This window comes from Streptomyces sp. TSRI0281 (assembly GCF_001905125.1).
Classification (GTDB): domain Bacteria; phylum Actinomycetota; class Actinomycetes; order Streptomycetales; family Streptomycetaceae; genus Streptomyces.
This window is the reverse complement of sequence record NZ_LWLE01000030.1, coordinates 6,202-19,568: the sequence shown is the minus strand read 5'-3', so window position 1 is coordinate 19,568 and position 13,367 is coordinate 6,202. Positions and strand designations below refer to the sequence as shown.

At 72.5% G+C, this 13,367-nt stretch carries 6 protein-coding genes and 1 pseudogene; 4 read left to right on the top strand and 3 right to left on the bottom strand.

All coding sequences use genetic code 11. The annotated features are described in order from the left end of the window. Positions 1–2,891 (bottom strand): non-ribosomal peptide synthetase (locus A6A29_RS29095; RefSeq protein WP_073724441.1); only part of this gene is annotated, 2,891 nt, incomplete at its 3' end. Further along, positions 2,888–7,702, bottom strand: coding sequence for a non-ribosomal peptide synthetase (locus tag A6A29_RS29090; protein WP_073724439.1), 4,815 nt, complete (start codon positions 7,700–7,702; stop codon positions 2,888–2,890). The genes A6A29_RS29090 and A6A29_RS29095, both read right to left, overlap by 4 nt. A gap of 237 nt (positions 7,703–7,939) precedes the next feature. Here A6A29_RS29090 and A6A29_RS29085 point away from each other — a divergent pair, with 237 nt between their 5' ends. The 4 genes and pseudogenes from A6A29_RS29085 to abc-f all read left to right on the top strand — a co-directional run bounded on the left by A6A29_RS29085 (position 7,940) and on the right by abc-f (position 12,925). Continuing rightward, positions 7,940–8,827: a phytanoyl-CoA dioxygenase family protein gene (locus A6A29_RS29085; RefSeq protein ID WP_073724436.1), complete on the top strand. Its 888-nt coding sequence runs from the start codon at positions 7,940–7,942 to the stop codon at positions 8,825–8,827. Positions 8,828–8,913: 86 nt separating this feature from the next. Continuing rightward, a complete protein-coding gene (locus A6A29_RS29080; RefSeq protein ID WP_079183075.1) occupies positions 8,914–9,792 on the top strand; it encodes a thiamine pyrophosphate-dependent enzyme in 879 nt (292 codons plus the stop codon). An 87-nt stretch (positions 9,793–9,879) separates the two neighbouring features. Next, positions 9,880–10,681: pseudogene (locus A6A29_RS29075) on the top strand (alpha-ketoacid dehydrogenase subunit beta); the annotation flags it as partial. Between the two features lie 609 nt (positions 10,682–11,290). Continuing rightward, positions 11,291–12,925, top strand: a complete 1,635-nt coding sequence (abc-f, locus tag A6A29_RS29070) for a ribosomal protection-like ABC-F family protein (protein ID WP_073724434.1) — start codon at positions 11,291–11,293, stop codon at positions 12,923–12,925. Between the two features lie 111 nt (positions 12,926–13,036). Here abc-f and A6A29_RS45495 read toward each other — a convergent pair. Further along, the coding region (locus A6A29_RS45495) for a cytochrome P450 (RefSeq protein ID WP_158074485.1) at positions 13,037–13,367 on the bottom strand (331 nt) is incomplete at its 5' end.

Sequence of the window (13,367 nt, the reverse complement as noted above, 5' to 3'; positions counted from 1 at the left end):
CGCCACTCCTCCATCTCCCCCACCGCGATCGGCAACCCGTCATAACTGCTGTTCCAGGCTGCGTACGGGCTGTCGCCGAGGTCTTGGTAGAGGGTGTCGTACACGTCGCGCCAGGACTTTTCCTGCTGGTGTTCGCGCGTGTCGCGCGAGCTGTCGGCGGCGGAGGTCTCGGCAACGCCCGTGCCGGGGTCCTCCTCGGGTACGGGGACGACGTAACCCGCCAGCCGGACCGGGGTGTCGGGCGCGCTCCGGGCGACGACGGCGGCGTCGAGGACGCCGGGGTGCGCGCGCAGTACGGCTTCGATCTCGGCGGTCTCCACCCGGAAGCCCCGGATCTTCACCTGACCGTCCGTACGTCCCCCGAACTCCAGCACCCCATCACCACGCCACACCGCCACATCACCCGTGCGATACATCCGACCACCAGCGACACCGAACGGATCAGCAACGAAACGCTCCGCCGTCAAACCCCCACGACCCACATAACCACGCGCCAGACCCGCACCCGCCACATACAGATCCCCCCGCACCCCCACCGGCACCGGACGCAACCCACCATCCAGCACATACACCCGCGTGTTCCCCATCGGCCGCCCGATCGTGACCGGGGCGCCGGGACGCACTTCCGCGACGGTCGACCAGATGGTGGTCTCGGTGGGCCCGTAGAGGTTGGTGACCTCGCCGGCCGCCGTGGTCAGGGCCGTGGCGAGGTCGTCCGGGAGGGGTTCGCCGCCGGTCAGGACGCGCAGGCCGCGCAGGGCCTCGGCGTGGTCGGTGACGAGGGTGCGCCACAGCGTGGGGGTGGCTTGCATGACACAGGCGCCGGAGGTGGTGAGCGCGTGCGCGAGTGCGTCGGGGTCCAGGACGGTGTCCTGGTCCGCGAGTACGACGGTGGCCCCGCCGAGCAGGGGCAGGAAGAGCTCCAGTGCGGCGATGTCGAAGGAGACGGTGGTGACGGCGAGGAGCTTGTCGCCGGGGCCGAGCGGCACACGGGTGCGCAGGTCGGTGAGGAAGTTGGTCAGGGCGCTGTGCGGTACGACGACGCCCTTGGGGCGGCCGGTGGAGCCCGAGGTGTGGATGACGTAGGCGGGGTGCGCCGGGTCGGGCGCGGCACACGTGTCCCCCGGGGCCGGGGGACACGTGTGCTCCTCGTCGTCGACGTGCAGCAGGGGGACGCCGTGCTGTGCGGCGGCGCCGTCGGCGCGGTCGGCGAGCAGGCACACGGGGTGGACGTCGGTCAGTACCTGGCCGATCCGCTCGGCCGGGTGGTGGGGGTCGAGCGGTACGTAGGCGGCGCCGGTGCGGAGCACGGCGAGCAGCGCCACCAGGAGGTCGCAGGTGCGGGGCAGGAGCAGCGCCACATGGCGTTCGGGCCCGGCACCGAGCGCGGTGAGGCGCTGGGCGAGCGCCGCCGACCTGCGGTCGAGCTCGGCGTACGTGAGGGAACCGTCCGCCGCTTCGACGGCCACGGCGTCTGGGGTGGTACGGGCCTGCTCGGCGAAGAGTCCGGGCAGCGTCAGCGCGGGCACAGGCCGGGCCGTGTCGTTCCTGGCTTCCAGCAGTTCCCAGCGTTCGGCGGCGGGCAGCGGGTCGATGGAGGCCAGCGGGCGGTCCAAGTCCGCCGAGAGGAGTTCGAGCAGGCCGAGGAGCCGCTCGGCGAGGGAGGCGGCGGCGCGCTCGTCGTAGAGGTCGGTGCCGTAGCCGAGGCGCAGGGTCAGCCGCTCGCCGGGGAGCACCATCAGGCACAGCGGGTAGTGCGTGGCGGCGTGCTCGCTGAGCTCGGTGAGGCGGATGTCGCCTGCGGTGACGTGGAGCGTGTCGGGGTCGAGCGGGTAGTTCTCGAAGATGACCATGGTGTCGAAGAGCTCGGCGGGTTCCGCGAGGGCCTGGACGGCGCTGAGCCCGAGGTGCTGGTGGGGCATGAGCGTGCCGTGCTGCTCCTGGAGCCGCAGCAGGGTCCGGGCGAGCGAGTCGCCGGGCGCGGTGCGCATGCGTACCGGCAGCGCGTTGGCGAACATGCCGATCATGGCCTCGGCGCCGTCGAGGTCGGCGGGCCGTCCGGAGACGATCTCGCCGAAGGTGATGTCGTCGCGTCCGGTGAGGCTGCCGACGAGGAGGCCCCACGCGCCCTGCACCAGGGTGTTGAGGGTGAGTCCGGCGGCCCGGCCACGGCTGGTGAGGGCGGCGGTGAGGTCCTCGGGCAGTTCGGTGACGTACTCGGCAGGTGCTCCGGTGGGGCGGCCGTGGCCCGCGACGAGGGTCGGCTCCGTGAGGCCGTCGAACGCGTCGCTCCAGGCCGCACGGGCGGCCGGCACGTCCTGGTGGGCGAGCCAGGTCAGATAGGAGCGGTAGGGCGTGGTGGCGGGCAGCGCGGAGGCATCGCCGCCGTGTTCGTACGCGGCGAAGAGTTCCTTGATCAGCAGGCCCATCGACCAGCCGTCGAGCAGCAGGTGGTGGTGGGTGAAGACCAGGCGGTGGGTGCGCGGGCCGAGGCGGATCAGGGTGAAGCGCATCAGTGGCGGCCGGGCCGGGTCGAAGCGCCGGGAGCGGTCCTCGGACAGTACGCGTTCCAGTTCGGCGGCGCGCTCGACGGGGTCGAGACCGCTGAGGTCCAGTTCGTCCCAGGGCAGGCGGACGGAGCGGGGGACGACCTGGACGGGGCGGCCCTCGCGGCGCTGGTGGCGGAAGGCGGCCCGTAGGTGGGGGTGGCGGACGAGCAGCGCCTCGGCGGCGGCACGCATCCGGTCGCCGTCCAGGGGGCCTTCGATGTCGAAGCGGAACTGCACCACGTAGACGTCCGCCGCGGTCGCGTCGTCGTACCGGGAGAGGAACAGCAGTCCTTCCTGGAGCGGGGCGAGCGGGAGTACGTCGTCGATCCGGGACTCGGTCACTTCGATTCCTCGTCTTCCTCGCCCAGTTCGCTTTCGAGCAGGTCGATGTCGTTCTGGCTGAGATCCACCAGGGGCAGGTCGGAGGGGGAGTGTCCGCCCGCGCCGCCGGTCGCGGTGTGCCGGACCAGGGCCCGGAGCATGGTGAACCAGCTGTCGGCGAGTTCCGCGATGTCCGCGTCGTCCCAGAGGGCTCCGGGCCAGGACCACAAGGCGGTGAGCCGGGGGCCGTCGGGCGTGTCCCTGGTGTAGGCGTTGAGCTGGAGGGAGCGGCCGAAGGGGAGGCCGGAGTCGACGGAGCCGCCGAGCAGGTGGATCTCGGGGGCGGGCGACCAGTCGGTGTCGTCGGGCGCGGTGAAGCGCCCCAGGTAGTTGAAACACAGCTCGGGGACGGCCGTGGTGGAGAGTTCCTTGGCCGTGTCCTCGTTCAGGTGGCGCAGCAGTCCGTGGCCGAGGCCGTGTTGGGGGACGGCGTTCAGTTGTTCCTTGACGCGTTTGACGGCTCGTCCGAGGGCCGGCCCGCCCGCGCCGAGTTCGCGGTGGTCGGTGCGGCCGAGGTCGAGGCGCACCGGGTGCAGGGTGGTGAACCAGCCGACGGTACGGGACAGGTCGAGGGTTCCCGCGCCCTCGTCGCGGCCGTGGCCTTCGAGGTCGAGGAGCAGGTCGGTGGCGTACGTGCCGCGCCGTCGGCGCCATTCGACGACGGCCGCGGTGAGCGCGGTGAGCAGGACGTCGTTCATCCCGGCGTGGAAGGCGGCGGGGACGCCGGTCAGCAGGGCGCGAGTGGGGTCGACCGGGAGTTCCCGGGTGTGGCGCCGCACCGTGCCGGCCAAGTCGCGGCGGGGGTCCGGGGAGACCCGGGAGGGCAGCGGGGACGCGGTCGACGCGATGCGCTGCCAGAGCGGGAGCTGGGCGGTCTGCGCGGGGTCGTGGGCCAGGTCGGTGAGGTGCTGGGCCCACTGGCGGAAGGGGACGGCGACCGGTTCGAGCGCCGGGGCGCGGCCCGCCAGGACGGCCTGCCAGGCGGTGACGAGGTCGGCGAGGAGGATGCGCCAGGACACGCCGTCGACGGCGAAATGGTGGGCGGTGAGCAGGAGTCGGCCGGGGGCATCGCCCGCGTCGCACCACACGGCGCGCAGGATGTCGCCCCGGGCGGGGCGCAGTTGGCGGTCGGCGGCGGCGGCTTCGCGCTCCAGCAGTGCCGCGGTCCGTTCGGAGCCCAGTCCCCCGGTGTCCACCCGGCGGATCAGGTCGACGGCGCGCACCGAGCCGACGGGCCGGACCTCGGGGGACCAACTCCCGTCGGGCCGGGTCTCCATCCGCAGGCGCAGCACGTCGTGGTGGTCGACGACGCTCTGGAGCAGGTCAGCCAGGCGGCGTTCGTCGAGTGCGGCAGGCGTCTGGAGGACGACCGACTGGCTGAACCCGTCTACGGGGCCGCCGAGTTCGCGGAACCAGTGCATGATCGGAGTGGCGGGGAAGGGCCCGGAGCCCTCGGTGCGGGCGGGGCCCGCCGCCCGGTCGTCGGCCGGGGTGGCGACGGCGGCGAGCAGGGCCACGGTGCGCTGTTCGAAGACGTCGCGCGGGGAGAAGAACAGCCCTTCCTTGCGGGCCCGACCGGCGAGCTGCATCGACATGATGCTGTCACCGCCGAGAGCGAAGAAGCTGTCGTCGACCCCTACGGCGGTGGCTCCCACGACCTCCTGGAAGAGTCTGGCGAGCAAGCGCTCGGCGTCGGTGCGCGGGGCACGTCCGGCGGCGTCCCCGGCCACCACGGGGGCGGGCAGCGCGCTCCGGTCGACCTTGCCGTTGGCGTTGCGGGGCAGCGCGTCGAGCAGGACGCAGTCGGCGGGCACCTGCGGGGCGGGCAGGGTGCGGGCGAGCGCGGCGCGCAGGTCGGCGGGGACGGGGTGCGTTCCGGGGGCGGCGACCAGGTAGGCGACCAGGCGGCGGACCCCGGGGGTGTCCTCGCGGACGGTGACGTGCGCCTGTGCGACGTCCGGGAGCGCTTCGAGTGCTGCCCGGGTCTCGCCGGGTTCGACGCGCTGGCCGCCGATCTTGACCTGGTCGTCGGCGCGGCCCAGGAAGTCCAGTGCTCCGCCCTGGCGTTGACGCACCAGGTCGCCGGTGCGGTAGAGGCGTCCGCCGGGCGGCCCGAACGGGGCGGCGACGAAGCGGGAGGCGGTGAGACCCGCGCGGCGCACATAGCCGCGCGCGGGCATGACCCCACCGACGTACAGCTCGCCCGCCACACCGGGCGGCACCGGGCGCAGCCAGGTGTCGAGCACGTACACCCGGGTGTGCGGCAGGGCGGTGCCGATGGGCGCCGAGTGCGGCCAGGCGTCGGGGTCGGGGCCGAGGACGGCTGCGGTGACGACGTGGGTCTCGGTGGGGCCGTAGAGGTTGTGCAGCCGTCGCCCGGGGTGGTCGCGGAAGAGCCGTTTGACGTACTGGGAGGGCATCAGGGCTTCCCCTGCCTGGACGACCTCTCGCAGGTCGGGCAGGGTGCGGCCGGTCGCGGCGGCGGCGTCGGCGAGCGCTTCGACGACGGTGTTGGTGGTGTAGAGGTGCCGGGCACCCTCGCGTTCCAGCCAGTCGAGGAGTTCCTGCGGGTCGTGGCGGGCCAGGTCGGTGGCGACGGTGAGAGTCTGGCCCTGGGTGAGCGCGGAGAGCATCTCCAGCGGGGCGGGGTCGAAGGCCGTCGTCGAGAACTGCGAGGCGACGGCACCCGGCTCCCCCGGCACGGTCCGCGCATACCACGCCATGAGGTTGAGCAGCGGCTCGGCGTGCATGAGGACGCCCTTGGGGCGGCCGGTGGAGCCCGAGGTGTAGAGGGCGTAGACCGGGTGGTCCGCGTGCAGGGGGTGGAGGCGTTCGGCGTCGGTGAGGTCGGCGTCGGAGCAGGCGGCGAGTTCCGCGGCGAAAGCGGGAGCGTCCAGGACGACGGGTTCCGCGCCCGGTGGCAGCAGGTGGGCCTCGGCGGCGGTGGTGACCACGGCGACGGGGGCGGCGTCCGCGAGGAGGAAGCAGACGCGCTCCTGCGGGTAGGACGTGTCGACGGGGGTGTAGGCGGCGCCGGCCTTGAGGACGGCGAGGAACGCGACGACCTGTTCGGTGCCGCGCGGCAGGGCGAGCGCCACGAGCGTCTCTGGGCCCGCGCCCCGGCTGATCAGCAGGCGCGCCAGCCGGTTGGAGCGCGACGCCACCTCGCGGTACGTCAGCCGCTCGTCCGCGCAGACGACGGCGAGGGCGTCGGGCGTCAGCGCGGCCTGCTGGTCGAGCAGTCCGGGCAGGGTCCGGCCGGACAGCGCGTGGGCGGGTTCCCGGGGGGTGTCGAGGAGTGCGGCGCGCTCCTGGTGCGAGAGCAGGTCGAGGCGGGCTGCCGGCTCCTCCAGACCGTCGGCCATGGCGCGCAGCAGCCGTAGCAGGCGCGGTCCCAGGTCGCGAGCCACCTCGGGGGCGCAGCGGTCGGCGCGGTGCTCGACGCGCAGCCGCAGGGTCTCGCCGGGGATGACGACCAGGCTGAGCGGATAGTGGGTGCGGTCCCGGATCTCCAGGTCGGACAGGCGCAGTCCGTCGGCGTGCAGGTCGAGGGCGTCGGGGTCCAGGGGGTAGTTCTCGAACACGAGGAGGGTGTCGAAGAGTTCGGGGATGCCGCAGGCGCGCTGGATCGCGGACAGGCCCGTGAACTGGTGTTCCGCCAGCCGGGCCTGGTGTTCCTGGAGCGTGCCGAGGGTGGTGGCCAGGGTGTCGCCCGCCCGGGTGCGCACCCGTACCGGCACCGTGTTGATGAACAGGCCGACCATCTTCTCGGAGCGGTCGACCTCGGGCGAGCGGCCTGAGACGACGGCCCCGAACGTGACGTCGTCCCTTCCGGTGAGGGCTCCGAGGAGCAGCCCCCAGGCTCCCTGGACGAGGGTGTTGAGGGTGAGTCCGTGGCGTCGCCCCTGCGCGGTGAGGGCGGCGGTGGTGGGCTCGTCCAGTTCGACGAACTGCTGGTGGACGGGGTCCTGATGCCGTGCTCCCCTGGGGCGCCCGTCGGCGGGCGCGTCCGGTGCACCAGTGACGTCCGGGCCGGTGGGTGCGCCTGCGGCGGCGTCCTCCCTGGGGCCGACGGCGTCCGTGGTGGCGGTGCGGGGCGCGGGGACGGCGGTTCCGGGCGCGGCGGTCACGGTGGTGGGGTGGTCGAGGCCCGCCAGTTCCTCGCGCCACGCCCGCCGGTCCGCCTCCGCGTCCCGCGAGGCGAGCCAGGCGAGGTGGTCGCGGAAGGAGGGCGGCGGGGTCATGGCGCGCTCGTCGCCGCCGTTCTCGTACAGGGTGAACAGGTCGGCCAGCAGCAGGGGCATGGACCAGCCGTCGACCAGCAGGTGGTGGTGGCTGATCAGCAACCGGTGTTCCTCGGGCCCCAGGGCGACGAGGGCGGCGCGCATCAGTGGGGGGTGCGCCGGGTCGAAGCGGCGGCCCCGGTCCGTGTCGAGGAGCCGTTGGAACGCGTCCTCGCGCACGTCCGGCGCGGTCCCCGTCAGGTCGTGCTCGGTCCAGGGCAGTACGGATTCCCGGGGGATGATCTGGACGGCCCGTTTCATGCCGTCCTGCCAGAACCCGGCGCGCAGGTTCGGGTGGCGGCGCAGCAGTCCTTCGGTGGCGGCGCGCAGGCGGGCGGCGTCCAGCGGGCCACTCAAGGTGAGGACGAACTGCACGACGTAGACGTCCGCGTCCGCCTCGTCGTACAGCGCGTGGAAGAGCAGGCCGTCCTGGAGGGGAGACAGCGGCAGCACGTCCGTCAGCCCGGCGCCCGTACCCGTACGCGTCACATCGACTCCTCGCTCGTGATCCGGTCGTCGGCGCCTCGTACGCACCCGTGGGGGGAATTACGTCTTGGCATCCTCACAAAGGCCGCTGATTTCTGACTGACGGACGCCTGACGAAAAGCTGCGAAGGTTATCGATGATGCGGTGGAATACCTTTCCCCACTGTTCTCCCGCAGGCTGGATGCTAGGCTCCGAAGCACCCTCCCGAAACGATCAGACCGGACACGACGGGTGACGAAAATGCTCAGTTCCGCGCAGATCAACACCTACCGATCCGACGGGTTCCTGACCCTCGACAGCGGCATCGAACCGGACGACCTGGACCGCATACGCGAGGAGGTCCAGCGTCTGGAAGGGATAGAACACCCCGGGCGCATACTGGAGAAGGACGGCAGCACCGTCCGGGGAATTCACGGCTGCCATCAGGTGAGCGACCTGTTCTCCCGGCTGGTGCGGCTGCCGTCGATGCTGTCCGTGGCCCGCCGCCTCGTGGAGGACGACGTCTACGTCCACCAGGTCAAGGTCAATGCCAAGCGAGCACTGGACGGCGACGTGTGGCCCTGGCACCAGGACTATGTCTTCTGGGAACAGAAAGACGGAATGCAGCAGCCGAAGGCCATCAATGCAGCGCTCTTCCTGGACGATGTCACCGAATTCAACGGGCCGCTTCTCCTCATTCCTGGTTCACATATGGAGAACGTCCCAAAGAATCTCCCGGAGAGTGATTCTCCGGCTGACCCCAACGCATTCTCCGATGATCCGTCCAACGCATTCCGGGGGACTGCCGGGACGTCAGGAACAGCGCATTCCACGGTGGATTCCGAAAAGCCGGAATGGGCCTCCAACCTGTCGGCGGACCTGGACTTCCGGCTGCGCGGTGACCATCTGAGGCCGTTGGTCGAGAAGCACGGCATCAGGTCGGCCACCGGCCGCGCCGGGGACCTGCTCTTCTTCGACCCCCGGATCGTGCACGGTTCCGGGACCAACATGTCGCCGGGCGACCGGACGGTGGCGTTGATCACCTACAACAGCGTCGCCAATCAGCTGGCGGAAGTGGCCGCGCCCCGGCCCGAGTTCCTCGCCGCGCGCGACTACCGGCCGCTGAGTCCGCTCTCCGGGAGGCTGTGAATGGCCACCCGAGCCGAGGCCCCGCCCGAGCCCCCGCACGGCGCCCGGACCGCCCCCGAGGACGCGGCCTCCCCCGGAACCCCGGTCTGGCGGCCCGGCGCGGACGGCCCGCTGCGCGACCCGGCCCCCTGCTGCCCGATCGGTCCCCCGTACGGATCATCGGCACTCCACGGGCCGCCGCCGTCCGCCCCGCCCTCGCCCGCTCCCTGCACCGCCGCCTGGTCGTGGGCCGCGGGTTCAACGAGCAGGCATCGACGTCGGCGCGGCAGGGACGCCTCGCCGTCTACCCGTCGTCGACCGGGCAGGAAGCGTGCCAGGTAGCCGCGGCCTCGGCCCTGCGCTCCACCGACTGGCTCTTCCCCACCTACCGCGGCACCCTCGCCGTGCATCTGCGGGGGACCCCGGCCGACGAGACCCTGGCGCTGCTGCACGGCGCCGTCCACAGCGGTTACGACCCCTGGCGGTGGCGCACCGCCCCGCTGTGCACCCCGCTGGCCACACACCTGCCGCACGCGGTCGGCCTGGCGCACGCCGCCCGGCTGCGCGGCGACGACATGGTGGCTCTGTCGCTCGCGGGCGACGGGGCCACCAGCGAGGGCGACTTCCATGAGGCGCTGACCTTCGCCGGGGTACTCAGGGCGCCCGTCGTCTTCCTCGTCCAGAACAACGGCTGCGCGATCTCCGTACCGCTGGCCCGCCACGAGGCGACCGCGAACGCGGCGGGCGAGGCCGCCGACCGCACGGCGGCCGAGCTGCGGGCCGCGTTCACCGTGCCCCAACACGCCGCGCCGGAAGCGCTGTTCGCGCACATCTACGCGCGGCCGACTCCTCAACTACGTGCGCAGGTAGCCGCGCTGCACGCCCGCGAGTCCGCGGCCGACCGATGGGACGGTGCGGCGCACGGCTGTTCGGCAGGGGCGGCAGGGGCGGACGTCCACGCGCCCGAAGGGGGTGTCAGTACATGACGGCCGTTGAGCATTCACCGGCCCCCACGGGCCTGCCCCCGATGGCCACCCCCGCCGCGTCCGGGCCCCCGGCCCTGCCGATGGCCGGGATCCCGGGGCACGGCGGTGGATATGGCCATGTACGGGCTACGCCCGGTGGTGGAGATGCAGTTCGACGCGTTCGCCCACCCCGCTTTCGAACAACTCGTGGGCCATGTGGCGAAGATGCGCAACCGGACCGCCGGACGGCTGCCCCTGCCGCTCGTGGTCCGCATCCCGTACGGGGGTGGCATCGGCGGGGTCGAGCACCACAGCGACTCCTCGGATGCCTACTACGTCCACACGCCGGCCTGCACGTCGTCACTCCGGGGACCGTGGCGGACGCGTACGGTCTGCTGCGCGCCGCCATCGAGTCGGACGACCCCGTGGTGGTGCTGGAGCCCAAGCGCCTCTACTGGGCGAAGGAGCCCTGGGACGAGCACGCGCCGCCCGCCGTGGAGCCGCTGGGGCATGCCGTCCTGCGCCGTCCTGGCGGCTCCGCCGTCCTCCTCACGTACGGCCCCGTCCCTGCCGGTGTGCCTGGAGGCGGCGGAGGCGGCGCGGGCACACGGCTGGGACCTGGCGGTGCTCGGCCTGCGCACGCTCGTGCCTTCGACGACGAGAGCGTCTGCCATCTGGTGCGCGCGTGCGGCCGGGCCGTCGTGGTGCACGAGTCGAGCGGCTTCGCCGGGGTCGGGGCGGAGATCGCGGCCCGGTCACCGAGCGCTGCTTCTCTCACCTGGAGGCCCCGGTGCTGCGGGTCACGGGCCTTGACGTCCCGTATCCGCCGCCGTTGCTGGAGCGCCACCACCTACCCGGCGTGGACCGCATCCTGGATGCCGTGGCCCAGCTCCACCAGGACGAGAGATGACCTGCGCAGACGGCGCGCCGGGGCCGGGCGGCGCCGACCGCTGCCGCGAACGCGCTCCGGTGATCCACCCTCCGGAACCGGCCATGCTGAGCTTCGGGCGTCCTGCGCGGTTCTGCTGCGCGGCCGACAGGGACCAGCCGGTGCCGGGGACGCCGTCCGCTCGCCGGCGACCGGCCATCGGCCCGGCTACGGGCCTGTGGCCGGGGCCGTCCCCTCGCTGGTGGCAGAGGGTTCGAGGGGCCTGCGAGCCATGTGCCGCGCCGGTGGCCCGCCGGGTCGCAGACAGCCCCGCACGGGCACCGAGAACCCTTGTCCGCCTTGATCGGCGGGGTTCGTCCACCGGCTGTCCGGGATGCCCGGGGGGCGGGCCGGGGCCGGAAACCGCTGTCGATCCCCGAATCCGGTCGTTACACTGGGGCCATGATCTTCTGACTGGGTAGGCGAGTCCTCAGACCACCACCACAGCCATCCGCCCACGCCGCGCACCGTGCGGGTCTCCCGCCGGTCCGCCGCCTCGGCGGCCTGTCACCAGCCGTTCCGGCAGGTATACGTCAGGCCGCTCCCTGGGCTGTCGGGGGCGCGTGAAGGCGCCCCGGAGGAGATCCGCGTATGTCAACTCAGCTCACTCTCACCAACGTGTCCAAGGGTTACGTCGACCATCCGGTGCTCGAAGGCGTCTCGCTCAGCATCAAGCCCGGTGACGTCGTCGGCATCGTCGGCGAGAACGGCGCGGGCAAGACGACCCTGCTGCGGCTGATGGCCGGTGTCGACCAGCCCGACGAGGGCGAGGTCACCGTCGACAGCAGTGGGGGAATCGGTCTGCTCGGCCAGACGCTGGACCTGCCACCGCATTGCACGGTGCGCGACGCCATCGACTGGGCCCTGTCGGACCTGCGCACGATGGAACGCGACCTGCACGCCGCCGAGGCCCGGATGGCGGACGCCACCCAGGCCGAACTCGACGACTACGGCAACCTGATGACCCGCTTCGAGGCGCGCGGCGGCTACGAGGCGGACGCGCGCGCCGAAGCCGCGCTCGACGAACTCGGCGTGGGGCACATCCCGTTCGACCGTCCGCTCAGCGCACTGTCCGGCGGCGAGCAGAGCAGGCTCGCCCTGGCCTGCACGCTCGCCACGGAGCCGGGGCTGCTGCTCCTCGACGAGCCGTCCAACCACCTCGACGACAAGGCCATGGCCTGGCTGGAGGACCGGCTGCGCGCCTTCCCCGGCACCGTCGTCGCGGTCTCCCACGACAGGGTGTTCCTGGAGCGGGTGACCGACACCATCCTGGAGGTGCAGGGCGAGCGCCACACGGTGAACCGCTTCGGCAACGGCTACTCCGGGTTCCTCGCGGAGAAGGCCGCCGCCCGCCGCCACTGGGAGGAGGAGTACCGGACCTGGCTGGACGACATGCAATTCCAGCGGGTGCGCAGCGTGACCACCGCGCACCGCGTCGGCTACGCGAACCGCTTCCACTCCAACAAGCTCCAGTACTTCAACCACGGTCTGCGGGCCGAGCGCCAGGTGGGCAGCCGGGTACGCAACTCGCTGGAGCGGCTGCGCCGCCTGGAGGAGAACCCGGTCCCCCGGCCGCCGGACCCGCTGCGCTTCACCGCCGGACTCACGGACACGGGGCGCACCTTCGAACATCCGCTGGTGACCCTCTCGGACGTGACGGTCGACCACCGGCTGCGGGTGGACGGGCTGACCATCGACAAGCGGCGCAGGCTGCTGATCCACGGCCCCAACGGCGCCGGGAAGACCACGCTGCTGAATCTGCTGGCAGGTGTGCAGGAGCCGGACTCCGGCCAGGTGACACGGCAGGGCCGCATCAGTTACCTGCCGCAGGAGGTGTCGGTGAGCCGGCCCCGGCAGACCCTGCTGGAGGCGTTCGCCGAGGGCCGGGTCGGTACGCGGGAGGAGCACGAGGAGCAGCTCGCCTCGCTCGGCCTGTTCTCGCCGGACAGCTTCCGCGTCGCGGTGGGCGGCCTGTCGATCGGCCAGCAACGGCGGCTGACGCTCGCCCGACTGGTCACCGAACCCGCGGACCTGCTGCTGCTGGACGAGCCGACCAACCACCTGGCGCTGACCTTGATCGAGGAATTGGAGGAGGCGCTCGCGCTGTTCGAGGGCGCGGTCGTGATCGTGTCGCACGACCGTCGGCTGCGGGCCCGGTTTACCGGGGAGCCGATGGAGGTGCGCGACGGCGTGCTGCGGACGGCGGTGGGAGCGGACGCGGCCTGACCCGACTGCGTCGGCGGCTCAACTGCCCTGACCCGAAGGGCTGGTGACCACGAAGGTGTGGCCATCAGCCCTTCGGCGTCACTGCCCGTGGGTGCCGGGGGCGGGGCGCGCTCACCAGGTCACGGGGATCTCGGAGAAGCCGCTGAGCATCGAACCCGGGCTCGACCAGCGCAGCTCGCGCTCGTCGGTGGCGAGCGCGAGCCCGGGGAAGCGGCGCAGCAACGACCCGATGGCCACCTGGAGTGCGACATGGGCCAAAGCGGCGCCCAGACAGAAGTGGATGCCGTGCCCCAGGGCGGTGTGGTGGTTCTCCGGCCGGTCCAAACGCAGGCCGGTGGGGTCCTCGAAGCGGCGCGGGTCCCGGTTGGCGGCCTGGGTGGACGCGAGTACCGCACTGTAGGGGGGAATGACGGTGTCGCCGAGGGTGATCTCGTCGAGGGTG